Below are 24,703 nucleotides of genomic sequence, written 5' to 3' on the forward strand. Positions count from 1 at the left end.
GTCAGCTCGAAAGCATGCGGTCGACCCAGCCAAGGAAACCACCCTCGGCCCGCACCGGCTCCAGCGCCTTGGCCGGCACCGATGCGGCGCGCTGCGTATGGGCGCGCGGCGGCAGGTATTTGTTGGTCGGGCGATAGCCAAGCTCGGGCATCAGGTCGACCCCGCCGCGATCCGCCACCAGTTGCGAGACGGCGGATTGGGGATCGCCGAGGTCACCGAAATGCCGGGCGCTGGTCGGGCAGGCGGCGACGCAGGCCGGCACGCGGTCTCCTTCGGCCAGATTGTCGTTGTAGATGCGGTCGACGCAGAGCGTGCATTTCTTCATCACGCCGACATCCGTGTCGAACTCGCGCGCGCCGAAAGGGCACGCCCAGCTGCACAATTTGCAACCGATGCACTTGTCCTCGTCGATCAGCACGATGCCGTCCGAGGCGCGTTTGTAGGAGGCGCCCGTCGGACAGACGGTGACGCAGGCCGGCGTCTCGCAATGCAGGCAGGAGCGCGGGAAGTTCACCGTGCGCCCGCCCATCTCGGTGATGTGCTCGTAGCTGTGCACGCGGTTGAACCAGACGCCGTCGACATGGCCGCCGTAAGGGTCGATGTCGGTCAGCGGCGCCATGTGACCGCCGGTGTTCCACTCCTTGCAGGCGGTGACGCAGGCCTGGCAGCCGACACAGGTGTCGAGGTCGACGACGAGGCCGAGCTTCTTGCCGCCCGGACTTGGAAGACAGGTCATTCGGCCGCCTCTCTTGCCCGGCGAAATTCGGCGCCGAAAGTGAGCTTGTCGGGCGAGGGTTCGAAATGTGGCGGCTGGCGAAATCTTTCGAATTGCGGCTCGGTGAAGCCGGCTTCCTCATCAGCGCATTTGACGATGCGCACGCGCAGATCGAACCACGCGGCCTGGCCGGTCACCGGATCGGAGTTGGAGTAGCGCTTGCCCTGCGCGTCAGCGGAAGTCTGGTCACCGATGATGTGGTTGAGCAGGAAGCCGCGATTGCTCTCGGCGGCATCGTCATTCAGTCCCCAGCTGCCGCGCCTTTTGCCGATCGCGTTCCAGGTCCAGACCGTGCTTTCGTTTACTCCGTCGACCAGCTTGATCTGCCCCTTCACCTTGCCATTGATGCTCTCGATCCACACCCAGTCGTCATCGACAAGGCCAAGGCCGGCCGCCGTCCGGTGATGTACGAACAGCCGGTTCTGGCTGGTGATCTGCCGCAACCACGCGTTTTGCGAACCCCAGGAATGGTACATGTGCATGGGCCGCTGCGTCAGCGCGTGCAGCGGGTATTTTTCCAGGTCCACGGCCGCTTCCTCGAAGGGCATGTACCAGAACGGCAGCGGATCCATGTAGGTCTCGATGCGCCGGCGTTCGCCTTCGGGCGGCACCACCCGGCCATGTCCGCGCGCGGCCAGCCGAAAACGCTGCATCGGTTCGGAATAGAGCTGGAAGACGATCGGCTCGGCCTTGGGGATGAAGCCCAGTTGCACCGCGAAATCGAGATAGGAGCGGTTGGCCATCTTGTAGTAGCGCTGATCGTCGGTGAAGTCGTGGTGCCAGAAACCGCCATTGTCGATGTAGCGCTGCAGCTGGTTGGGGTTGACGTCGCCCTTGCCGATCGAGGTTTCGTCCTTGCCGCGCCAGCCGGCGAGCGGGCCGATGCCGGGCGTGCGTTCGTGATTGACGATGTAGTCGGCGTAGTCGCGGTACTTCGCCGAGCCGTCTTCCTCGACGAAGCCGGGCAAGCCAAGCCGTGCGCCGAGTTCGATCAGCACCGACTGGAACGCCCTGACGTCGCGGTCGGGCTCGACGACGGGATGGCGGATGGCGTCGCCCGGCCCGTCGGCATGGCTGATCGGTCGGTCGAGCAGGCTGATGCAGTCATGACGCTCGAGATAGGTGGTGTCGGGCAGCACGAGGTCGGCGAACGGCACCGTCTCGGAATAATAGGCGTCGGAATAGATGATGAAGGGGATCCTGTAGTTGCCCGCTTCATCACGGTCGGTGAGCATGGCCATGGTCTCGACCGTGTTCATCGACGAATTCCACGCCATGTTCGACATGTACATCATCAGCGTGTCGATGGGGTACGGGTCGCCGGCCCAGGCGTTGCGGATGACGGTGTGCATCAGACCATGCGCCGCAAGTGGCGAATCCCAGGAATAGGCCTTGTCGATGCGCAGCGGCGTGCCTGCGTCATCGACCAGCAGATCGTCGGGTCCACAGACGAAACCGAGCGGCATGCCGTCGAGCGGCGTCATCGGCCTCACGTCCTTGCCGCAGGGCTTCGGACCCGGCGGGGCGGACCGGGGGTAGGGCGGCTTGAAGCGGAAGCCGCCAGGCACGTCCACGGTTCCGAGAAGCACCTGCAGCAGGTGAATGGCGCGACAGGTATGAAAGCCGTTGGAATGGGCGGAGATGCCGCGCATGGCATGCATCGAAACAGGTCGGCCCTTGATCGTCTCATGCCGGCGCCCGGCCCAATCGGTCCAGGCGACCGGCAGTTCGATCACCTCTTCGAAGGCGACATGTGCAAGTTCGGCGGCGATCCGGCGGATCGTATCGGCGGCAATGCCGCAACGCCCGGCGACCGCGTCGGGTGCGTAGCTCTCGTCGAGATAGCGGTCCGCAATGAGCTGGAACACCGGAACGCACCTGCGCCCGTCGACCGTGAAGCTGCCGGTCAGTGCCGGTTTTGCATCTGGCTCGGTCGCGTTGACGGAGGTCTTCGCCACTCGGTCCCAAGCGACAAGAGTGCCGTCGCTGTCGCGCAGAAAAAGCCCATCATCGACCGCGCCAGGCTCCTGGATAACCAGGACATGCGCGTTGGTGTAGCGGAGCAGATAATCGAGATCGACGCGGCCGGCCTTCAAGAGTTCGTGGATGAGCGCGAACACGAACAGGCCGTCAGTGCCGGGTCGGATGCCGATCCAGTCATCGGCGATCGCATTGTAACCGGTCCGGCAGGGATTGATCGACACCACCTTGGCGCCGCGCGCCTTGAGCTTGCCCAGTCCGATCTTGATCGGGTTGGAGTCATGGTCCTCGGCGACGCCGAACAGCATGAAGTATTTCGTGTTGTCCCAATCGGGCTCGCCGAACTCCCAGAACGAGCCGCCGATCGAGTAGAGGCCACCGGCTGCCATGTTGACCGAACAGAAGCCGCCATGGGCAGCGAAGTTCGGCGTCCCAAACTGGCTCGCCCACCAGCCTGTCAAGGATTGCGACTGGTCACGTCCGGTGAAGAAGGCGAGTTTTTTGGGGTCGGTCCGGCGGATATGCGACAGCCGCTCGGTGGCGATCGAGAAGGCTTCCTCCCACTCGATCTCGCGGAACTCACCCGAGCCGCGCGGGCCGGTGCGCAAGAGCGGCTTCTTCAGCCGCGCCGGGCTGTAGTGCTGCATGATGCCGGAGCTGCCCTTGCCGCAGATCACGCCGCGATTGACTGGATGGTCCTTGTTGCCGTTGATGTAGCGGATCTTGCCGTCCTTGATGTGCACGTCGATCCCGCAGCGGCAGGCGCACATGTAGCAGGTCGTCTTGGCGATGCTGTCGGAAACATCTGGGGAGGTGTCGACGCCGTCGCCTTCATCGGGCGCGCGCGTGTCGGCAAGCTGGCGTTGCGAGGGGGCTGAATTGGCGCCGCGCGGTCCTTGCATCATGATCCCGTGGTGCCCGCGCGGCCGGCGGATTTGGCGCGCGTCTTCGGCCCGGGTCCGCGCATATAATGCTCTTCCGGGTGATATCGATCACCGGCCAACCGCCGCCGGATGCCGCGGGTCCAATGCGCAATCAGGGATCTGAACCGCCCGATCATTTTGTTCTCTGCGATCTGCAGGCCAATTTTTTCTAACTTCGGCTGAAAAAGTAGAATGAACTTATCGATCCGTCTAATCAGTTGTTCTTGTAAATTCGATCGATATTGGTTCTTAATACAGGCATGACCCTGGACCAGTTGCGCATTTTCGTCGCCGTTGCCGAGCGTGGCCACATGACCAAGGCAGCAGAGCTTCTCGGCATTTCCCAGTCGGCCGCGTCGGCGGCCATTCGCGCGCTGGAAGAGCAGCACGGTGTCCATCTGTTCAACCGCGTCGGCCGCAACATAGAGCTGGCCCAGACCGGCCACCGGTTCCTGCCCGAGGCCAAGGCCGTGCTGGAGCGGGCTGCCGCCGCCCGCAACGTGCTGGAACATGTTTCGCAGACGGTCGCCGGCAGCCTCTCGATCGCCGCCAGCCTGACCATCGCCAGCTACTGGCTGCCGCGCCGGCTGGCCTCCTTCCACGAGGCCTATCCGGCCGTCAGGCTTAGCGTCACCATCGGCAACACGAGGCAGGTCGAGGCCAGCGTGCTCGATGGAACCGCCGATCTCGGCTTGGTCGAAGGGCGCACCGAATCCGACATATTGCGCCGCGCCAAGGTCGATACCGACCGGTTGATGCTGGTCGTTGCCAGCTCCCATCCGCGGATCGCCGAAATCGCGCCGGGCCGCCCCGACATCACGGGCCTGCGCTGGATCATCCGCGAGGGCGGCTCCGGCACGCGCGAGGTGCTGGAGGATCTGGCGCGTCGCGAGGGGATTTCACTTGCCGACCTGCAGATATTCCTGGTGCTGCCCAGCAACGAGGCGGTTCGCCAGGCCGTCGAAGCAGGCGCAGGCGCGACCATCATTTCGGAGCTGGTCGTCGGGCACGCGGTCGCCGAGGGGAGCCTGAGAGCCGTGCCGATCGAATTGCCGAAGCGCGACTTCGCCATGATCACCCATCGCGACCGCCAGGCAAGCCTGGCCCAGATGGCGCTGAAGGCGCATCTGGCTGCAGAGATGAACGGGTCAGGGTAGGATCAGCCGAACTTCCGCTGCGCATCGAGTGCCAGGCCAAGCCCGACCGATCCGAACATATCGCCGTCTATGACGGAAGCCTGCGGCACCAGCGACAGGATCTCTCGTCTTGCCAGCGGGATCGCGGTCGAGCCTCCGGTCAGGAACACGGCGGTGATGTCCGATGGCTTGACCTGAGCGTCGCGAATGGTCTGACCGACCGTTTCGGTGACCCGCTCGATATCCCTGGCAATCGTGGCCTCCAGCCCGTCGCGCGTGATCCCGGCGGCGAACGCCGCGTCCGGCAGCTTCACCTCCACCTCCGCCGATGACCTGTCGGTCAGTTCTATCTTGGCTCTTTCGACCAGCGCCGCCAGAGCGTGCCCGTAGCGGTGCTCGACGATGTGGATGAAGCGGTCGACCAGGTCGGCGCGCACGGCCTCGTAGCGGATCTGGCGCAGATGCGTCATGGCTTTGGCGGTATAGACCAGGTTGATGCGCTGCCATGTGGCGAGATCGATGAAGTAGCTGGCCGGCAGATTGCGCTTGCCATCCTTGGTCGCGGAGAGGTAGCCGAGCTGCGGCATGACATGGGCGATGCTCAGCAACCGGTCGAAATCGGTGCCGCCGATATGGATGCCGCGGCTGGCCAGGATGTCGTCCTTGCGGTCGGTCGATCGCGAGCGCTCCGGCGAGACCCGCACGATCGAGAAGTCGGACGTGCCGCCGCCCATGTCGATGATCAGAGCCAGTTCCTCGCGCGTCACCTTCTGCTCGTAGTCGAGCGCCGCGGCAATCGGCTCGAACTGGAAAGCGATGTGCTTGAAACCCTGGGCACGGGCAGCCTTCTCGAGCTCGCCTTGCGCCTTCGCGTCGGCTTGCGCATCGTCATCGACGAATTGCACCGGGCGGCCGAGCACCACGCTTTCCACCACGCTGCCGGTGTCCTCTTCCAGCCTCGTCTTCAGATGGCCGATGAACAGGCCGATAATGTCGATGAAGCCGATCTGGCGCGTCTTGATGCGGGTCTTCTCGTGGGCGAGCGAACTGCCGAGCACACTCTTCAACGAGCGCATCAGGCGGCCTTCGATGCTGTCGGTATAATCGCCGATCGCGCGCCGGCCGAAATAGGTGTGGCCGTCCTCGAAGTTGAAGAACACGGCACTTGGCAAGGTGGGCTGTTCGCCCTCCAGCGGGACCAGCCGCGCCTTGCCGTTCCGGATCACGCCCACCGTGGAATTGGACGTGCCGAAGTCGATGCCGCCGAATGCCTGGTGCATTGCAGCCTCCTGTCATGGTTTCGTGGCGGCAAGACAGCGGCGACGTATCGCGCTGTCATCCGGAAAGCCGGACCGCTCTTGCGAATGGTATGTGCGTGTTTGCCCTTGGGCTGGGAGGCGGCGGTTTATCGCATGGTGGGGAAAAGGGGAACCCCTCTTTTCCCCGAGCGTCAATCTTTGCGGAACACCAGCCGGCCGAGCCAGCCGGTCACCATGGCCAGCGATATGGCGAACACGCCATAGAGGAACGAATAGTCGTGGGCGACGCGGAAGATCGATTGTTCGAAGCCCGACTTGCGGATTTCGAGTTGCGCCGAACTCTCCTTGATGAACAGGCCGCTCTTGAACAGGAAGGCACGCGCCTTGTGCGTGCCGACCGGCACATTCGGCGCCAGCCTGACCGTGGCGCGAAACAGGTTCTGCGACAGGAATTGCACGCCACCGACATTCTCGCTGTAGAGGCCGGCGGCGGCCTTGCGCTCGCGCAGTGCCGCCGTGAATTCCTCGATCGTCGCCGGGCTGTCGCCGGCATCGGCGGGCTGCATATAGAGATTGGAGGCGCCGAGCGATAATTGCTTGTAGCTGTTGGGTTCGGTGATGTCCTGCAGCGGCCGCGTCGTGGCCACCGAATAGGACACCGGCACATTCTCGAAGGTCTCTGAATCCAGATTGATCCAGACGCCCAGCACCCGGTCCTTGCGGCGCACCACCACCGGTTTGGGCGGCCCTTCGAGCACGACGATGACGTCGTAGCGGCCCTGGCGTGCCACCAGTGGGTCGGGATTTTCCAGCGAACCGAAAATGGTCAGGTCGGCACCGGAAAAACCGGCGGTGATCGACACCGCATCGGTGGAGAGGCCGATCTGGATGCCTTCCGTCAATGGCGTCTGCGCCCTCGCCGGCGGGGCGGCGGTCAGGGACAGGAGAGCGACGGTTGCGAGCGCCTTCATGCCTTTCATCAGTTGAGGCCCAAGCCGGACAACGAATAAAGGTTGGGCGGCGTGACGAACAGATCGATGGCGAGCCGGATCGCCACCGCCAGCACCAGCAGCGCCAGCAGGGCTCTCAATTGCTCGCCGCGCAGCCGCTGGCCGGCCTTGGCGCCATACTGCGCCCCGGCCACGCCGCCGGCCATCAAAAGGAAGGCCAGCATCACATCGACGGTCTGGTTGGTGGTGGCGTGGACCAGCGTCGTGTAGGCGGACGTGAAGATGATCTGGAACAGCGAGGTGCCGATGACGACATTGGTCGGCACTTTCAAGAGATAGATCAGCGCCGGCACCATGATGAAGCCGCCGCCGACGCCCATGATCGACGACAGGAAGCCGATGCCGGCGCCAAGACCGAGCACCGGAATGACGCTGACGAACAATTTCGACGCGCGAAAGCGCATCTTCAGCGGCAAGCGGTGGATCCAGTTGTGCTGGCCGGATTTCTTCAGCACCGGTGCCGCGCCGCTGCGCGTGGCGCGCAACGCGTTGATGCTCTCGACCAGCATCAGCCCGCCGACGGTGCCGAGCAGCACGACGTAGAGCAGCGAGATGAACAGGTCGAGCTGGCCGAGCCTGCGCAGGAAGCCGAACACGTAGATGCCGGCGGTGGAACCGACGATGCCCCCGGCCAGCAACACGCCGCCGAGCTTGAAGTCGAGCGTGCCTCGCTTCATGTGCGAAAGAACGCCGGAGACGGAAGAAGCGATGACCTGGTTCGCGCCGGTGGCGACCGCGATCGCCGGCGGGATATTGTAGAAGATCAAGAGCGGCGTGATGAGAAAGCCGCCGCCCACCCCGAACATGCCCGACAGGAAGCCCACCGCGGCGCCCATGGCCAGCAGCACGAAGACGTTGACGGAAATTTCCGCGATCGGGAGATAGATGCCCACCCGTCAGTCTCGATCAGTTTGCCTGTCGGCGAATAAAGCCGTTGCGGGCAGTATCGCATCGAAAAGCCAATTTTGTCTTGCGCCGACGCGGCAGCGGGGTCAAACCCCGCCACCGCGCCGAAACAAAAAACAACTCAATCAGTTAACAGGCAAATGTATGGCAAGGGCGTCGTGGAAACGACGCTTCTGCCGTTATTTGCGCGCCAGCAATGCCTTGACCAGTTTCTCGTCGACCGCGCCGGTCGCCGGCAGCTTGTTGGCGGTCTGGAAAGCGATGATCGCGTTCTTGGTTTTCTCGCCCATCACGCCGTCGGCGCCACCGGCGTCATAGCCGTTCTTGTTGAGGATGAGCTGGATGTTCTTGACCGCCTTCTTCATGTCGATGCCGGCGGTCGTCTGCGGCGTGCCTTCCTGCCAGGATTCGGGAATGTCCACCGAATTGGCCGCCGCGTTGAGCGGCTTGGCCTTCCACAATTCTGTCGCGGCGCGCGCCCGCTCGAGCTGCTCGGGCCGCAGCGCATTGGCGATCTCGTCGCGCTTGGCCGCGGCATCCTTGTCGCCGGTCTTGGCGACAAGCGCGAACCATTTATAGGACTCTTCCAGGTTCTGCTTCATGCCGACGCCCTTGGCGGCCAGGATACCGAGATTGAACTGGCTGTCCTTGACGCCGAGGTCGGCGGCCTCCTGGAACCAGTGCGCGGCCGATTCATTGTCGGTCACGCCGTCGGCGGCCATGGCGAACAGCACCGCCAGGTTGTGCATGGCGCTGGCGTTGCCCTGCGCGGCGGCGAGCTGATACCAGGTCTTCGACTTCTTGATGTCGCGTGCGACGCCGATGCCCTTCTCGTAGAAATTGCCGATGCGGTATTCGGCCGGCGCGAAGCCGAGTTCCGCCGATTTCTCGTACCATTTGGCGGCCGCCGGCATGTCTTCCTTGACGCCGCGCGACTCGGCGTAGCGCGAGCCGACCTCGAACAGTGCCTTGGCGTCGCCAGCGGCGGCGGCGTCACGCAAGGCGGCCGGGCCGGCTTCGGCAGGGATGTCGAACTTGGTCGGGGCTGTCGCCGCCGGCTTGTCCATCGGCGAAACGGTGCCGGTCGTGTCGTTGGCCGTTGCCTCGGCGGCTGCCGTTGGCGCGGCTGATGCAGGTTGGGCATCGGCATCCGTCGCCTGCGTACCGCCGGTGACGGCGGCTGGTGCCGGATCCGTTAAGGTGGGAGCAGCGGTCACCGGAGCAACAGGCGCCGGCGCGGTTGAAGCCATCGCGTCGGGGGCGCCCGGGCCGGAAGCCATGGCCGGCGCGACCGGTGCCGGAGCGGGCCCGGCCGTAGGCGCTGGCATCGCGTCCGTATCAGACGGCATGGCCATGACGGTCTGCGCCGCCATGTCGTCCTTGCTTGCCGGCGCGGATTGTTCCGCCTGCCTGACGGTAGGGGCCGGCGCGCTGTCCGTCGCCGCCGGCTGGACTTCGGTCTTCGGCTGGCTGGCGGTATCGACAGATGCCGTCTTCACCGACTGCGAGGCGACGATGGGAGCCGCGTCGTTGCTTGCCACCTGAGCGGGATCCGAAAGAAACGCCTTGCCAAGCTGCAGGCCGGCAAGCGCCAGCATGATCGCTGCCGCCGCCATCAGGATCGGCTTGCGCCGCGCCTTGAGCAAGTCGCCTATCCTGAGCGCCTTGACCGGGCCTTTCATCGTCGACTGGCGCTTCAGGGCGTCGGCCTCGGCCGCGGCCGCCTGCGCCGCGCGCCGGGCAGCGGCGATGAAATCCGATTTCGCTGCGTCGCTGTCGCCGGGCTTTGCCGGTTGTCCCCGCTCGTCGCGCACGCGCTTCATGATGGCATTGAGGTCGGGCGCGCCGGAGCCGGGCTCCAGCGGGCGGTTGGCGACCTTCGGGTCGAGCGGCTCGTCGAGATCGACACTCGGGATATCGGCGCCCGGTGCCGGGCCGGCCAGCGGCGGAACATCCGCCGCCTTCTTGCCCTTGAAGGCGCGCGCCAGCCCGCCGAACATCGACTTGCGGCCAGCCGGCCGGTCTTTTCCGGTGGTGGCGTCGGAACCGAGTGCGGCCATCGCGGCTGCGGCGGCGGCTTCCGCGGGCGAGCGCGCCCCCGGCCGGGCAGAAAAGCCCGATTCGACCTGCAGTGCCGGCTCGCCTGACGAAGCAGGCTCGGCGCGCAATATGGCCGCGGCACGCGCGTCCAGATCGGCCATGTCGCCGGTCAGCGGCAGCGGCTCGTCCATGGTCATTGACGGCGCGTTCACCGCCATCTTGGACCGCCGTGCGCCACGCCAGCCGCCCGGTTCGGTCGGAGCCGCATCCAGCAGTTCGCTTACCGCTTCGGACGGGTCGCTGGTTTCCAGCGAACCCAGCCTGTCGACGATCTTGAGCAGTGTATCGTGAATGGCCTCGAAGGTGCGCGAATTGCGTTCGTCGGAACGCCGCGTCAATGTCTCCAGTGTCTTCAGATCCTGGGCGAGGCCGGACACCGCGGCCGTATTGGTGCTCGTTCCGGCCAGCGAGCGCACGGCGTTCTCGGCCGCCTCGCGTGCGGCGCCGAGGATGGAATCGCGGGTCCCGGCCAGCGCTTTCTCGATTTCGTTGAGGCGCGGGCTGATGTCCTCGAAGTCCGGCAGCGGCGTGCTGGGCCTGGAAAGATGCGCCGACAGGCCGGCGACCTGAGCCTCCAGGCTGCGGATCAGCGCCGGATCAATGCCGGCCACCTGGGCCGCCGAGGCGTCCAGCCGGCTTGAGATGTCTTCGAGCCGGCTTTCCAGCCCGCGGATCGCCGCCTCGCCGGCGGGATCGGGAGCGCGCGTTTCCATGCGCTTGGCCAGTGCGGTGAAGCGGGCATCGATGGCGTCCATGATGCCGGCGCTGTCGACCTGCGGCATGCTGCGCTGGTCCAGCCGGTCGGCAACCTCGTCCAGCCGGCGCTCGAGATCGCGAAACAGCATGTTGCCCTGTTCGATGGCGTCGCCCTGGCGACGCTCCATCATGCCCGACAGCACGTCGAAGCGCTGCTCCAGCCCGTGGAAGATGTAGTCAGCGTCGGGCATGGCCGGCGCCTGATCGATCTTGTCGGCGATCAGCGCGATCTGCTTGGCGAGCCGTTCCATCGCCTGCTCGGGCAGGTTGGCGCGGCCGGCGAGGTCATCGACCCGGCTCGACAGCGTGTTCAGCCGGTCGATCACGACATTGCCGGGACGGTCCTGCGCCACTTCCTCGATCTGCTGGGCGAGCGAGTCGATCCGCTTCTCGATGCGCTCGAAGGCTTCGTGGTCGATTGAATTCGCCTGTGCGGCGACTGTCGAGGCCACGATGGCGCGGGAAATCTCGTCCAGCCGCTCGTCGATCATGGCCAGCGTGCCGCCGCCGCGATTGTCCTGCTGGCTGGCGAAATGGTCGACCGCGCCGGCCAGCGTGCGGACCTTTTCCTCCAGCGAGCGCAGCGACAGCGATTCCGGCAGGTTGTTGACGGCGTTGCTGATCTGCTCCAGCCGGTCGGTCAAGGCCGCGAGGGCGGGATCGTCGGAGCGCTTGCGCTGGTCGGCGTCGACGCGGTCCTCGAAAGCCGTCCAGCGGCGGTCGAAATCGTCCCAGCGGCGGTCGACCTTCTGCACGCTCTCCTCGCGCGCCAGCGTGTCGAGCGCGGCCTTGACCTGCTCGAGCTCCAGCCGCAGCAGGTTGACGCTCCTGTCGTCACTCTTCTCCGACAGCGATTTGATGGCGCCGGAGAGCCGCTCGAATTCCACGCCGAGTTCGGCGCTGCCCTTGCCTGTCGCGCCGGGCTTGGCGTTCGCCTGGAAGGCGCGGTCGATGTCCTTGCGCAGCGCGTCGAATTCGCGCTGCAGGCCTGAAGTCACCTGGTGGCGCAGTTCCTCGCGCATGCCGCGCAGCTCGCCGGCGATCTTGCCGACCATGGCGACGCTGTCTTCCTGGCCGCGCACGCGGTCGATGTCGCGCGCGATCGCCTGATAATTCTGGTCGAAGGCGGGCGAAGGCGCCGGGTTCTGCGCGCGCGGTGCCGGCTGCGGATCCTCATACCAGCGCTGCTGGGCTGTCGGCTGTGCGGCGGGATAACGCGGATCGGTGGCTGGGTAACGCGGGTCTGCGCCATATTGGCGAGGAACGGGCCGTGCCGTCGCGTCCTCACGCGTCTGCCCCAGGCGCTGTTCCAGCGTCTCCAGCGAGCGGTTCAACTGCTCGAGCGTTGTCTGCGGCTTGCGCTGCCTGCCGGCATTGAGTGTATCGAGGTAGGACCGCTTGCTGTTCATCGGTGCGTCCGTCTTTCAGATTGGCCGGCTTGCGACCAGCTCCCCAAGTCCCTGCCGGAACGAGGCGACCGCGCTTCCATGCCACGGTGGAAGACAAGCTTCCCGGGTTTGACCCGCGCTCCGAAAAACCGTGAAAATTCGATACAGGATAACCACGGGTAGCCGACACGCGCACATTTCGCCCAACGTGGTAAACAACGCGTTAACCAAGCTTAAGAAGTTGCAAGGAAGTTGGCTGTCGCGACTTCCGGTGCGGCAAAAAGCACCGTTCTCAGAACGCCCTTGCGTCATGAGGCGGCTATCGGTATAGAATTGACGTAAACGTAAATGGCGCACAGCTGTGCTGTTTTGCGATTTGTTTGTTGAAACCACGGCCGGAAGCACGCCCCCGCTTCCAGTCAGGCGACGCATGGTCCAGGACCGCGACGCCACCAGACGGGGAAGCCAGTAACCATGAAGCTTATCTCGGCCGGCGAGACCGCGGCCAATACCAATAATGCATCCGTCGAAGCCGGCGAGGATCTCTCCCGCATCGGCGAAATGGCCAAAAAGTACGGCGTGACGCTGCGCACGCTGCGTTTCTACGAGGACAAGGGCCTGCTCAACCCGCAGCGCGACGGTTCGACCCGTCTCTATACGCGCCGCGACAAGGCCAGGCTGAAGCTGATCCTGCTCGGCCGCAAGGTCGGGTTCTCGCTGCGCGACGTCAAGCAGATGATGGACCTCTACGATCCGACCGGTTCCAACACCAAGCAGTTGCGCCTGGCGCTGGACAAGTCGGAGAAGCAGCTCGCTCGCCTGCAGAAGCAGCGGGCGCTGATCGACGACGCCATCAATGAGCTCAGCGGCTCGATGTCGGCGGTGCGTCAGATGTTGGCCGAGCGTTCGGCGCCGCAGGCGAGCGTCGCCAGCTAAGCCAGTCTGCTCACGCCGACCTGTCGGCCCTTCACCATCAAAGCCGCGTGGCCATGCCGCGCGGCTTTTCGCTATCTTTGGCCCGCTGCTTCATCCTGGCTTGCGCGATGCCGCAACGCTAGGCTCCGCGCGCCTGGCGGCGGAAATCTTGTCGCATCGAAAATATTGACGTTTACGCAAACGTCAATATTTGCTATTGCGGCTTCGACATTGGCCCGCTTGCCGCGCACGGCTTGATTTCGAGGCCTAATCCGCATGGTGGAGGAAAAGCATGCCGATCTACAGGGCCCCGGTCCAGGACACGCTGTTCGTGCTCAACGAAGTGCTGGGCTATCAGCGCTATTCGAACCTTCCCGGATTCGCCGACGCAACGCCCGACGTGCTGGAGGCAATTCTCGCCGAGGGCGCAAAGCTCGCCGAGAACGTCATGCATCCGCTCAACCGTGTCGGCGACATGGAAGGCTGCGTGCGCCATGACGACGGCTCGGTAACCACGCCCAAGGGCTTCAAGGAAGCGTTCGACCAGTATCGCGAAGGCGGCTGGATGGGTCTGGCGGCCCCCGTCGAGTTCGGCGGCCAGGGCCTGCCCTATGCCGTGCACACGGCGGTGGCCGAATACATGGTGTCGGCCAACATGTCGCTGATGATGTATCCCGGCCTGACCCAGGGCGCGATCGCCGCCATCATCACCCACGGCACCGACGAGCAGAAGGCGACCTGGCTGCCCAGGATGGTCGAGGGCACCTGGACCGGCACCATGAACCTGACCGAGCCGCATTGCGGCACCGATCTCGGCCTGCTGCGCACCAAGGCGGTGCCGAACGGCGATGGCACCTACAAGATTTCAGGCCAGAAGATTTTCATCTCGGCCGGTGAGCACGACATGTCGGACAACATCGTCCATCTGGTGCTGGCCCGCATCGAAGGCGCACCCGAAGGCGTCAAGGGCATCTCGCTGTTCATCGTGCCGAAGCTCAAGCTCGACGCCTCGGGCAATCCGGGGACAAGAAACACCGTTTCCTGCGGTTCCATCGAGGAGAAGATGGGCATCCATGGCAATTCGACCTGCGTCATGAATTATGACGAGGCCGAAGGCACGCTGCTGGGCGAGGCCAATGGCGGCTTGAAGGCGATGTTCACGATGATGAACGAGGCCCGTCTCGGCGTCGGCCTGCAGGGCCTTTCACTGTCGGAGATCGCCTACCAGAACGCCGTCGCCTACGCCAAGGACCGTTTGCAGGGCCGCTCGCTGTCAGGCCCGAAGGCGCCGGACAAGAAGGCCGACCCGATCATCGTTCATCCCGACATCCGCCGCTCGCTGATGACCATGAAGGCTTTCAACGAGGCCGGCCGCGCGCTGGCGCTGTGGACTGCCATCAAGTCCGACATCGCGCACCGCTCCGCCGACGACAAGGACCGCCAGGCGGCCGACGATTACACTGGCTTGATGACGCCGGTGGTCAAGGGCGTGCTGACCGACAAGGGCTTCGACCACGCTGTCATGGCGCAGCAGGTGTTCGGCGGCCACGGCTATATCGAAGAGCACGGCATGAGCCAGTTCGTGCGCGATGCCCGCATCGCCATGATCTATGAAGGCGCCAACGGCATCCAGGCGCTCGACCTCGTCGGCCGCAAGCTCGGCTTGAATGGCAGCCGCGCCATCCAGGCCTTCTTCAAGGAGGTCGGCGAATTCTGTGAGGAAAACCGCGTTGATGAGAAGATGGCGCCCTTCACTAAGGGTCTGAAGAAGGGACTCAACGATTTGCAGGCGGCGACGATGTGGCTGCTGCAGAACGGCATGGCCAAGCCCGACAATGCCGGTGCGGCCTCGACCGACTACATGCATCTCTTCGGCCTCGTGGCGCTGGGTTACATGTGGGCGCAGATGGCCAAGGCGGCGCAGCGCAAGACCGGCGCCAACGGCTTCCAGCAATTCTACGACAACAAGGTCGTGACGGCGCGCTTCTTCATGGAACGGATCATGCCGGAAACCTCGGCGCACCTCGCCCGTATTTCGAGCGGCGCCGATACGCTGATGGCCCTGCCGGCGGAAGCGTTCTAAACTCGGTCCCGCTAGCCTTCTGTCTGTCGATACGCGGAGGAAATCGTGGCGACAAATCCCGCCGAAGTGCTCTCCTTGCCGAAACCAGCCTGGGCGGCCGACGAGGTCGGCATGCTCTACGACATGGCTACACGCTTCATGTCGGAGGAGATCGCACCGCGCTACGACGAGTTCGAGAAGAACGAGATGGTCGACCGCGAAAGCTGGCTGAAGGCCGGTTCCGCCGGCCTGCTCTGCGCCTCGATGCCGGAGGAATATGGTGGCTCGGGCGGCACCTTCGCGCATGAGAGCGCCATCATCGAGGCGATCGGCCATGTCGGCGTCGACGGTTTCGGCATCGGCCTGCACAATTCGATCGTGGCACCCTACATCCTTCACTACGGTTCGGAGGAGCAGAAGAAGAAATGGCTGCCCAAGCTCGCCACCGGCGAACTGATCGGCGCCATTGCCATGACAGAGCCCGGCGCCGGCTCTGACCTGCAAGGTGTCAAGACCCGTGCCGAGAAGGACGGCAACCAGTACAAGATCAACGGTTCCAAGACCTTCATCACCAACGGCCAGCTGGCGAACTTCATCATCGTCGTCACCAAGACCGATCCGGAGAAGGGCGCCAAGGGTACCTCGCTGATGATCGTCGAGACCGATGAGGTCGAAGGTTTTCAGCGCGGCCGCAACCTCGACAAGATCGGGCTGAAGGCCAACGACACCTCGGAACTGTTCTTCAACGATGTGCGTGTGCCGACCGCCAACCTGCTCGGCCATGAGGAGGGACAGGGCTTCGTCCAGCTCATGCAGCAATTGCCGCAGGAGCGGCTGCAGATCGGCACCGGGGCGATCGCCATGATCGAGCGGGCGCTGGCGCTGACCATCGACTACGTCAAGGAGCGCAAGGCCTTCGGCAAGGCGATCATCGACTTCCAGAACACCCAGTTCAAATTGGCCGAGCTGAAGACCGAGGCCACCATCGGCCGCGTCTTCTACAATGACTGCGTCACCCGTCACATCAATGGCGGCCTCGATCCGGTCACGGCCTCGATGGCCAAGTACTGGCTCTCCGACCTGCAGGGCAAAGTCGTCGACGAATGCCTTCAATTGCACGGCGGCTATGGCTACATGAATGAATATCCGATCGCCCGCATGTTCCGCGACGCTCGCGTCCAGCGCATCTACGGCGGCACCAACGAGATCATGAAATTGTTGATCGGACGCTCGCTCTGAGCAGCTCTCTTCAGCGAACCCAAGGAGCATGAAAATGGCCGAAGCTTATGTCTATGACGCCGTGCGCACGCCGCGCGGCAAGGGCAAGAAGGACGGATCGCTGCACGAGGTGCCGGCGGTGCGGCTCGCCGCCAGGACGCTCGAGGCACTGCGCGACCGCAATGGGCTGGACACCGGCACGGTCGACGACATCATCTTCGGCTGCGTCGACCCGGTCGGCGAGGCGGGCTCCGTCATTCCGCGCGCCGCCGCCTTCGAGGCCGGCTACGACACCAAGGCACCCGGCATGCAGATCTCGCGCTTCTGCGCCTCCGGCTTGGACGCCATCAATTTCGGCGCCGCCAAGATCGCGCAAGGCGCCGATGAAATCGTCATCGCCGGCGGCGTCGAATCGATGTCGCGCGTCGGCATGGGCATGTCCGGCGGCGCCTGGTTCATGGATCCTTCGGTCGGCCTGCCCGGCTGGTTCGTGCCGCAAGGCATTTCAGCCGACCTGATCGCCACCAAATACGGCTTCTCGCGCGACGACGTCGACGCCTACGCGGTCGAGAGCCAGAAGCGAGCCGCGAAATCCTGGGCCGATGGCCGCTTCAAGAACTCGGTCATCCCGATCAAGGACCAGAACGGTCTCACCATTCTCGACCATGACGAGCACATGCGGCCGTCGACCGACATGCAGTCGCTCGCCTCGCTCAACCCTTCCTTCGTCATGCCTGGCGAAATGGGCGGCTTCGATGCCGTGGCGGTGCAGAAGCACCCCGAGGTCGAGGAGGTCAACCATGTCCACCACGCCGGCAACTCGTCCGGCATCGTCGATGGCGCCGCCGCCGTGCTGCTCGGCTCGAAGAAGGCCGGCAAGGCCATGGGCCTGAAGCCGCGCGCGCGCATCCGCACCTTCGCCAACATCGGCTCCGAGCCGGTGCTGATGCTGACCGGCCCTGTCGACGTCACCGAGAAGCTGTTGAAGCGCGCCAAGATGAAGCTGTCGGATATCGACCTGTTCGAGCTCAACGAGGCCTTCGCTTCGGTGGTGCTGCGCTACATGCAGGCCTTCGAGATCCCGCACGACAAGATCAACGTCAATGGCGGCGCCATCGCCATGGGCCATCCGCTCGGCGCCACCGGCGCGATGATCTTCGGCACCGTGCTGGACGAACTCGAGCGGCGCGATCTCAACACCGCTCTGGTGACGCTGTGCATCGGCGCCGGCATGGGCACCGCAACCATCATCGAACGTGTCTGACGGGGAGAGAAGAGATGAGCTACACCAATTTCACCCTCGACATCGACGCCGACGGCATCGCGCTGATCACCTGGGACATGCCCGGCCGGTCGATGAACGTCTTCACCGAAGAGGCGATGCGCGAATTGAACGCCATCGTCGACCAGGTCGCCGGCGACGCGGCGATCAAGGGCGCGGTCATCACCTCCGGCAAGGATACGTTCTCCGGCGGCGCCGACATCACGCTGCTGCAGAAGATGCTGACCAGCTTCGCCGCCGAAAAGGAGAAGGATGCCGGAAAGGCGACCAAGGCGCTGTTCGACAATGCCGGCATGATGACCGGCCTGTTCCGCAAGCTGGAAACCTGTGGCAAGCCATGGGTCTCGGCGATCAACGGCACCTGCATGGGCGGCGCCTTCGAAATGTCGCTCGCCTGCCACGGCCGCGTCGCCGCCGACTCGGACAAGGTGAAGATGGCGCTGCCCGAGGTGAAGATCGGCATCTTCCCCGGCGCCGGCGGCACCCAGCGCGTGCCGAGGCTGACCGACCAGCAGCAGGCGCTGCAGATGCTGACCTCCGGCCAGAATCTCACGCCGCAAAAGGCGAAGTCGATGGGCCTGATCCATGAGGTCGCCGAACCGGCCAAGCTGGTCGAGACCGCAAAGGCGATGATCAGGAACGGCCTCAAGCCGGTGGCGCCGTGGGATGAGAAGGGTTTCAAGCTGCCCGGCGGGCCGGTTTATTCTGCCGCCGGCGCCAATCTGTGGCCGCCTGCCATCGCCATCCTGCGCCGCGAGACCCATGGCAATTACCCGGCCGCCGCGGCGATCCTCAAATGTGTCTATGAGGGCCTGCTGGTGCCCTTCGACACCGCGCTCAGGATCGAGCAGCGCTATTTCACCGAGATCATGCAGACGAAGGAAGCGGCGGCGATGATCCGTTCGCTGTTCGTGTCGCTGCAGGAGCTGAACAAGGGCGCGCGCCGCCCGACCGGCGTGCCGGACACCAAGTTCAGGAAGATCGGCATCCTCGGCGCCGGCTTCATGGGCGCGGGCATTGCCTATGTCACCGCCAAGGCCGGCATTCCGGTGGTTCTGCTCGATCGGGATATGGACTCGGCGCAGAAGGGCAAGGCGCATTCCGACAGCCTGGTCTCGGACCAGGTCAAGAAGGGCCGCGCCAAGCCCGAGGAGAAGGACAAGCTCCTGTCGCTGATCACGCCGACGGCGGACTATGCGGACCTCGCCGGCTGCGATCTTGTCGTCGAAGCGGTGTTCGAGGATTCCGGTGTCAAGAAGAACGCCACCGAACAGGCCGAGGCCGTGCTGAAGTCGTCGGCGATCTTCGCCTCCAACACCTCGACCATTCCGATCACCGGCCTCGCCAAGAATTCGGCGCGGCCGAAGAATTTCATCGGCATCCACTTCTTCTCGCCGGTCGACAAGATGATGCTGGTCGAGATCATCCTCGGCAAGAAGACCGGCGACAAGGCGCTGGCCACGGCGATCGACTTCGTGCGCGCCATCAAGAAGACGCCGATCGTCGTCAACGACACGCGCGGCTTCTACGTCAACCGCTGCGTGCTGCGTTACATGTCGGAAGCCTACAAGATGCTGATCGAGGGCGTGCCCGCGCCGATGATCGAGAATGCGGCGAAGGCCGCCGGCATGCCGGTCGGTCCCTTGGCGCTGACCGACGAGACGGCCATTGACCTCGCCCAGAAGATCATGAAGCAGACCATCAGGGATCTCGGCGACAAGGCCGTCGACCCCAGGCAGATGGCGCTGATCAACACAATGGTCGACGACCACGGCCGTTTCGGCCGCAAGAACGGCAAGGGTTTTTACGACTATCCGGCCAAGCCCGCCAAGAAGAAGCTGTGGCCGGGGTTGAAGGACCTCTATCCGCAGCTCGCGCCCGAGAAGGTCGACTATGAGGAGCTGCAGCAGCGCCTGCTGGTCACCATCGCGCTCGAAGCGGCACGGGTGATGGAAGAGGGTATCGTCACCGACCCGCGCGAAGCCGATGTCGGCTCGATCCTGGCCTTCGGCTTCGCGCCCTATACCGGCGGCGCACTGTCCTATATCGACGGGATCGGCGCCAAGCTGTTCGTCAAGATCGCCAAGGGGCTGCAGAAGAAGTACGGCGCCGAGTTCAAGGCGCCCAAGCTGCTCCTCGACATGGCCGAAAAAGGTGAGACCTTCTACGAACGCTTCGATCCCTATGCCAAGGGCGACGTGAAGCAGGCCGCCTGATATCGCGCCATGTATGTCTGGGCGCGCATGGCGCGCATGCTGGCCACGGCGCGTAGCCGTGGCCCCTATGTGATGGCTGGTGAAGGCCGGCTGGCCTTTCGCTGCCTGCCGACCGACATCGACTTCAACGTCCATCTCAACAATGCGCGCTACATGATGCTGGCCGATCTCGGCCGCATCGACCTGTTCGTCCGTGCCGGCTTGATCAGGCTGGCGCGGAAGAATGGCTGGGCGCCGATGATGGGCGGGCTGCAGGTGGTCTATGCCCGCGAGATCAGGCTGTGGCGCCGTTTCGAGGTGGTGTCCTCGATCGAGACCTGGGAAGGCACCCAGGTCATCGGCAAACACCGTTTCGTCCTGGACAATGGCGAGACGGCCGCTTTGATCCTGACGACGGCCGGCGTCTACGACCGCAAGGCGCGCCGCTTCCTCGACATTGACGAGGTTGTCGCCGCACTTGGCCGGGCGGTGAACCCGCGTCCGCCGACAGAGGCGGAACGGATTTTCATGACCTCGCACCAAGGGCTGCGCGGTCTCGCCAAATTGTCCGGCTGATCAACCCGTCGATCGACTTTCCCAAGCCAGGTGCGGATGATACATTAGTTTTCGCTAACATAATGTTGGCGGAGGAGTAGTCATCATGCGTATGATGCTGAGAGTGTCCATCCCGGCCGAGGAGGGCAACAAGGCGATCAAGGAAGGCAGCATGGGCAAGTTCATCGAGCATACCCTGTCCGACCTCAAGCCGGAGGCTGCCTATTTTACCGCTGACGGTGGTTGGCGGACGGCCTACCTTTTCCTCGAGGTAAAGGACAGTTCGGACATGCCCTATGTCGCCGAGCGGTTCTTCTTCGCCTTCAATGCCACCGTCGAGATGATCCCGGTAATGAACGTCGACGAGCTGAAGAAGGGTCTGCCGAGGGCGATGGCGGCATTGGCCGGATAGCTTATCCGCGGCTTTGGCCATGACCGTGCCGTTGTTGCGGCACACAGCTTTGTTCGTGATCCGCCGGCCACGCTGGTGGACAACGCAGCCGTTGCGCGTTAGACAGGAAGAGGCATTTTTTCCTGTTTCGAAGGAGAGCACGTCATGCTCTCGCACGACCGCGTCTGGGCTGCCATCGATGCTCTTGCCGAGCGCTATTCGCTTTCGGCGTCGGGTCTGGCAAGGCGCGCGGGACTGGATTCGACCGCCTTCAACAAATCGAAACGCCTGTCCTCGGACGGCCGGCCGCGCTGGCCTTCGACCGAATCGCTGGCCAAGATCATCGAGGCGACCGGCGCTTCGCTGGACGAATTCACGGGACTGATCGAAGGCCGGGGCGCATCGCCCGCCAGCCGGCGCGCCGTGCCGTTGCTCGGCTTTGCCCAGGCAGGCGCCGGCGGCTTCTTCGACGATGCCGGCTTTCCGGCGGGGCAGGGCTGGGAGCTCGTCGAATTGCCGGCGCAATCGACCGAAAGTTCCTATGCGCTGCAGGTGCAGGGCGATTCCATGCTGCCGCTCTACCGCAACGGCGACGTCCTCATCGTCGAGCCGGGCGCCGCCACGCGCAAGGGCGATCGCGTCGTCGTCAAGACGACATCAGGTGAGGTGATGGCCAAGGTGCTCGAGCGACAGACCGTCAAGTCGATCGCGCTGGTCTCGCTCAATCCGGAGCATCCGGATCGCGACATCCCAATGCGCGAGGTCGAATGGGTGGCGCGGATCGTCTGGGCAAGCCAATAGGTGCAACGGGTGCGACTTCCTCATCTTGTCCTGGCGGTTCTGATGGTTCCGGCGATGGCGGCACTGGTCGTTGCCGGCGGACGCACGCTGAAGGGCAGCGAAAGCACTGTTGCGTTGGACCAGATCGATCCCGGCGCCGATACGCTCCCCCAGGCTGACGCCGGGACGGTGCCGGAAGAACCTGCCACCTCCGCCATACCTGCATCGCAGCCGCCAAAGCCGGCGGTGCATTCGCGGGCGATCGATCCGGATGTCATCACGCCGCCAGAAATGCCCGCCGGGGAGCCCGAGCGGGTCGAGCCGCGCGCGCCGCTGAGCAAGCTGGCGCTCGCCGTGCCGCCCAAGCCGAAGATGCCCGACGACTGGCACGGCACAAAGCTGTTCCAGCCGGTCGCCCCGGCCGCCGGCCTGATCGAGGCGAAAGGCTATTCGGTCGCCATTTCCGGCATCGATGTCGTCGGGCAGGACGAGACCTGCACCACCGATGGCAAATCCTGGCCGTGCGGCGTCCGTGCCCGCACGGCATTCCGTTCCTTGCTGCGCGGCCGCGCGGTGGTTTGCCTGGTGCCGCCGGAAGGTGGTCGCGACCTGATTGCCGCGGAGTGCCGGATAGGCAAGCAGGATGTCGGTCAATGGCTGGTCGAAAACGGCTGGGCGCGCGCCGCCAAGGGCGGGCCCTATGTGGAAGCCGGTGACAAGGCACAAAGTGCGAAGAAAGGTATTTTCGGACCGGCGCCGAACCTAGCCGGCATCCCGGCGGCGCCGGCCGCCACCGCCCCGGCGCCTCAGGCGCCGGGTTCGATCCTGGAAGAGGATGGCGGCGTCCTCAAGCAAGCTGACCAGCCAACGCCTTCTGAATGAGCGAGCGGGTCTCGGTGACGCCGTAGAGCGCGGCGAAGGATCCGAAGCGTGGGCCGCGTTCCTGGCCAATCAGCACCTGATAGATCATCTGGAAGAAGGCGCCTGAAACGCCGGGGCCGCCTTCTGGGCTCTGCTTGGAATGATCCTGGTAGCGTTCGATCTTGCGCGCCACGTTGAGCGAGGCGTTCTGGATCGCCTCGCCGCCGGCGTCCGTCGGCAAGTCGGCAAGCGCCTTTTCGAGAGCCACCAGCGCTTCGCGTTCGACCTCGTCGGCCGGGCGAAAGGTCTTCGTCGGCTTCACGAAATCGTCGAAATAGCGGATCGCATAGCCCGTCAGCCGGTCGAGCTCGGGATGGGAGGCGGGGGTCACGCCCTGAACATGGCGCGAGATGAAGCCCCACAGCACATCCTTGTTTTGCGCATTGGAGGCGCTGACCAGGTTGAGCAGCAGCGAGAACGGCACCGGCATGTCGATGGCGGGCGGATTGCCGTCATGCATATGCCAGACCGGGTTGCCCAGCCGCTCCTTCCACTCTTGGCGGGGATAGGCCGCGAGGAAAGTGTAGTATTCGTCGACCGCCCGCGGGATGACGTCGAAATAGAGCTTCTTCGCCTGCCTGGGCCGCTGGTACATATAGAGCCCCAGGCTCTCGGTCGGCGCATAGGTTAGCCATTCGTCGATGGTCAGGCCGTTGCCCTTCGACTTGGAGATCTTCTGGCCGTTCTCGTCGAGGAACAACTCGTAGACGAAATGCTCCGGCGCCCGCCCGCCCAGTATGTTGCAGATGCGGTCATAGACCACCGCATTGGTCTGGTGGTCCTTGCCGAACATCTCGAAATCGACGCCGAGGGCCGCCCAGCGCATGCCGAAATCCGGCTTCCACTGCAGCTTCACTCTGCCGCCGGTGACCGGCAGCGTGGTTTCGGTGCCTTCATCGTCGAAGGTGATGGTGCCGGCCTTGGCGTCGACATGCTTCATGGGAACGTAAAGCACGCGCCCGCTCTTCGGCGAAATCGGCAGGAAGGGGCTGTATGTCGCCTGCCGCTCCGGCCCGAGCGTCGCCAACATCACCGCCATGATCTGGTCGTAGCGTTCGGCGGCGCGCAACAGCATCGCATCGAAGCGGCCTGACTTGTAATATTGCGTCGCGCTGGCGAATTCGTAGTCGAAGCCGAACGTGTCGAGGAAGCGGCAGAGCATCGCATTGTTGTGGTCGGCGAAGCTCGCAAAGTCGCCGCCGAAGGGGTTGGGCACCGATGACAGCGGCTTGTGCAGATACGGCTCGAGCGCCGCTCGATCCGGCACGCTGTCGGGTATCTTGCGCATGCCGTCCATGTCGTCCGAAAAACACAGCAGCTTGGTCGCGACCTTGTCCTGCGTCAGCACGCGGAACGCATGGCGCACCATGGAGGTGCGCGCCACTTCGCCGAACGTGCCGATATGCGGCAGGCCCGACGGTCCATAGCCGGTTTCGAACAGGATCGTTTCGGGAAAGTCGGCGCCCTTGTAGCGTTCGATGATTTTTTTGGCTTCCTCGAACGGCCACGCCTTGCTCTCGGCCGCCGCCGCCAGCAGTTCGGGATTGAGATCGATGATGTTTGATCCCGCCATGGTCCTGTTTTCCAAAATTATTCGCCGCTCGGGCTGCAAGTGTCGATTTTCAACCGGTCTCTAGGCGCGCATGGCCGGAGCGTCAACGCGTGGGGCGCTTTTTCCTTGCGGCCTCAGGCTCCCCTTCCTACCTTCGAAGCCCGTCCAAGGAGTAAAGAATGCCGTCGCCCACCCCGCACGAAGCGCTGATCTACCTGATGGTCATCACATCGGCCTCCGACCGTGACATGACCGATGTCGAACTGGCCAGGATCGGCGAGGTCGTCCGCTCGTGGCCGGTGTTCGAGGATTTCAAGCAGGACCGGCTGGTTGCCGTGGCTCAGGCTTGTCAGAAGCTGTTGCATGAAAAGGATGGCCTGGAGGGTGTCCTCACCCAGGTTGCCGAGGCGCTGCCGGAGCGATTGCGCGACACCGCCTATGCGGCGGCCTTCGAAGTGGCTGCCATCGATCTCGAAATGCGCATGGAGGAAGTGCGGGTGCTGCAGTTGATCCGCCGCCAGCTCGATCTCGACACGTTGACCGTGGCGGCCATCGGCCGTGCGGCCAAGGCGCGGCTTCGCACGCTCACCTGAAGGCGA

Annotated in this window: 19 protein-coding genes; 11 read left to right on the forward strand and 8 right to left on the reverse strand. The window is 64.3% G+C overall.

What is annotated here, in order from left to right:
- Position 1: 1 nt before the first annotated feature.
- The 3 genes from EN851_RS26680 to EN851_RS26690 are packed head-to-tail and all read right to left on the reverse strand — an operon-like array spanning position 2 to position 3,989.
- On the reverse strand, positions 2 to 736 hold the full coding sequence (locus tag EN851_RS26680; RefSeq protein ID WP_135930329.1) for a 4Fe-4S dicluster domain-containing protein: 735 nt from the start codon (positions 734 to 736) through the stop codon (positions 2 to 4).
- Positions 733 to 3,657: a molybdopterin oxidoreductase family protein gene (locus EN851_RS26685; protein ID WP_135930330.1), complete on the reverse strand. Its 2,925-nt coding sequence runs from the start codon at positions 3,655 to 3,657 to the stop codon at positions 733 to 735. Before EN851_RS26685 ends, EN851_RS26680 begins: the two co-directional genes overlap by 4 nt.
- On the reverse strand, positions 3,657 to 3,989 hold the full coding sequence (locus EN851_RS26690) for a hypothetical protein (protein WP_135930331.1): 333 nt from the start codon (positions 3,987 to 3,989) through the stop codon (positions 3,657 to 3,659). The genes EN851_RS26685 and EN851_RS26690 overlap by 1 nt, the downstream gene beginning before the upstream one ends.
- On the opposite strand from EN851_RS26690, the gene EN851_RS26695 reads away from it, so the two are divergent.
- Positions 3,939 to 4,835 carry a LysR family transcriptional regulator gene (locus EN851_RS26695; protein WP_135921019.1) on the forward strand — a complete coding sequence of 299 codons (897 nt, stop codon included), beginning with the start codon at positions 3,939 to 3,941 and terminating at the stop codon, positions 4,833 to 4,835. The two genes, EN851_RS26690 and EN851_RS26695, sit on opposite strands and share 51 nt — an antisense overlap.
- Before the next feature lie 2 nt (positions 4,836 to 4,837).
- Here EN851_RS26695 and EN851_RS26700 read toward each other — a convergent pair whose 3' ends face one another.
- From EN851_RS26700 to EN851_RS26715, 4 genes are all read right to left on the reverse strand, one after another.
- Complete coding sequence (locus tag EN851_RS26700; RefSeq protein WP_135921017.1) at positions 4,838 to 6,094, reverse strand: Hsp70 family protein; 1,257 nt, start codon at positions 6,092 to 6,094, stop codon at positions 4,838 to 4,840.
- Positions 6,095 to 6,264: 170 nt separating this feature from the next.
- Positions 6,265 to 7,053, reverse strand: coding sequence for a TIGR02186 family protein (locus EN851_RS26705; RefSeq protein ID WP_135930332.1), 789 nt, complete (start codon positions 7,051 to 7,053; stop codon positions 6,265 to 6,267).
- A complete protein-coding gene (locus EN851_RS26710) occupies positions 7,053 to 7,976 on the reverse strand; it encodes a sulfite exporter TauE/SafE family protein (protein WP_127870764.1) in 924 nt (307 codons plus the stop codon). The genes EN851_RS26705 and EN851_RS26710 overlap by 1 nt, the downstream gene beginning before the upstream one ends.
- Positions 7,977 to 8,168: 192 nt before the next feature.
- Positions 8,169 to 12,254 (reverse strand): peptidoglycan-binding protein, encoded by a 4,086-nt coding sequence (locus tag EN851_RS26715; protein ID WP_135930333.1) that lies wholly within the window; start codon positions 12,252 to 12,254, stop codon positions 8,169 to 8,171.
- Positions 12,255 to 12,707: 453 nt separating this feature from the next.
- On the opposite strand from EN851_RS26715, the gene EN851_RS26720 reads away from it, so the two are divergent.
- The 9 genes from EN851_RS26720 (at position 12,708) to EN851_RS26760 (ending at position 22,513) form a co-directional block, all read left to right on the forward strand.
- The gene (locus tag EN851_RS26720; protein WP_127279760.1) at positions 12,708 to 13,169 is read left to right on the forward strand and encodes a MerR family DNA-binding transcriptional regulator; all 462 of its coding nucleotides are present in this window, start codon (positions 12,708 to 12,710) and stop codon (positions 13,167 to 13,169) included.
- Positions 13,170 to 13,440: 271 nt separating this feature from the next.
- Positions 13,441 to 15,231: an acyl-CoA dehydrogenase gene (locus tag EN851_RS26725; protein WP_135930334.1), complete on the forward strand. Its 1,791-nt coding sequence runs from the start codon at positions 13,441 to 13,443 to the stop codon at positions 15,229 to 15,231.
- A gap of 45 nt (positions 15,232 to 15,276) precedes the next feature.
- Entirely contained in the window at positions 15,277 to 16,449 is a 1,173-nt protein-coding gene (locus tag EN851_RS26730) for an acyl-CoA dehydrogenase family protein (protein WP_127279758.1), read from the forward strand.
- 34 nt (positions 16,450 to 16,483) lie between these two features.
- Positions 16,484 to 17,692 (forward strand): acetyl-CoA C-acetyltransferase, encoded by a 1,209-nt coding sequence (locus tag EN851_RS26735; protein ID WP_127870767.1) that lies wholly within the window; start codon positions 16,484 to 16,486, stop codon positions 17,690 to 17,692.
- 14 nt (positions 17,693 to 17,706) lie between these two features.
- On the forward strand, positions 17,707 to 19,926 hold the full coding sequence (locus tag EN851_RS26740; RefSeq protein ID WP_135930335.1) for a 3-hydroxyacyl-CoA dehydrogenase NAD-binding domain-containing protein: 2,220 nt from the start codon (positions 17,707 to 17,709) through the stop codon (positions 19,924 to 19,926).
- Positions 19,927 to 19,935: 9 nt separating this feature from the next.
- A complete protein-coding gene (locus EN851_RS26745; protein WP_127280690.1) occupies positions 19,936 to 20,481 on the forward strand; it encodes a thioesterase family protein in 546 nt (181 codons plus the stop codon).
- 85 nt (positions 20,482 to 20,566) lie between these two features.
- Complete coding sequence (locus EN851_RS26750) at positions 20,567 to 20,872, forward strand: hypothetical protein (RefSeq protein WP_127870769.1); 306 nt, start codon at positions 20,567 to 20,569, stop codon at positions 20,870 to 20,872.
- A gap of 144 nt (positions 20,873 to 21,016) precedes the next feature.
- Positions 21,017 to 21,652 carry a helix-turn-helix transcriptional regulator gene (locus tag EN851_RS26755; protein ID WP_127280688.1) on the forward strand — a complete coding sequence of 212 codons (636 nt, stop codon included), beginning with the start codon at positions 21,017 to 21,019 and terminating at the stop codon, positions 21,650 to 21,652.
- A gap of 9 nt (positions 21,653 to 21,661) precedes the next feature.
- A complete protein-coding gene (locus EN851_RS26760; RefSeq protein WP_348630734.1) occupies positions 21,662 to 22,513 on the forward strand; it encodes a thermonuclease family protein in 852 nt (283 codons plus the stop codon).
- Here EN851_RS26760 and EN851_RS26765 read toward each other — a convergent pair.
- Complete coding sequence (locus EN851_RS26765) at positions 22,479 to 24,125, reverse strand: lysine--tRNA ligase (protein ID WP_135930336.1); 1,647 nt, start codon at positions 24,123 to 24,125, stop codon at positions 22,479 to 22,481. The genes EN851_RS26760 and EN851_RS26765 overlap by 35 nt on opposite strands.
- 158 nt (positions 24,126 to 24,283) lie before the next feature.
- On the opposite strand from EN851_RS26765, the gene EN851_RS26770 reads away from it, so the two are divergent.
- Complete coding sequence (locus EN851_RS26770; protein WP_127279875.1) at positions 24,284 to 24,697, forward strand: tellurite resistance TerB family protein; 414 nt, start codon at positions 24,284 to 24,286, stop codon at positions 24,695 to 24,697.
- The last annotated feature ends 6 nt before the right edge of the window (positions 24,698 to 24,703 follow it).

It is taken from the genome of Mesorhizobium sp. M8A.F.Ca.ET.208.01.1.1 (genome assembly GCF_004791315.1).
GTDB lineage: Bacteria > Pseudomonadota > Alphaproteobacteria > Rhizobiales > Rhizobiaceae > Mesorhizobium.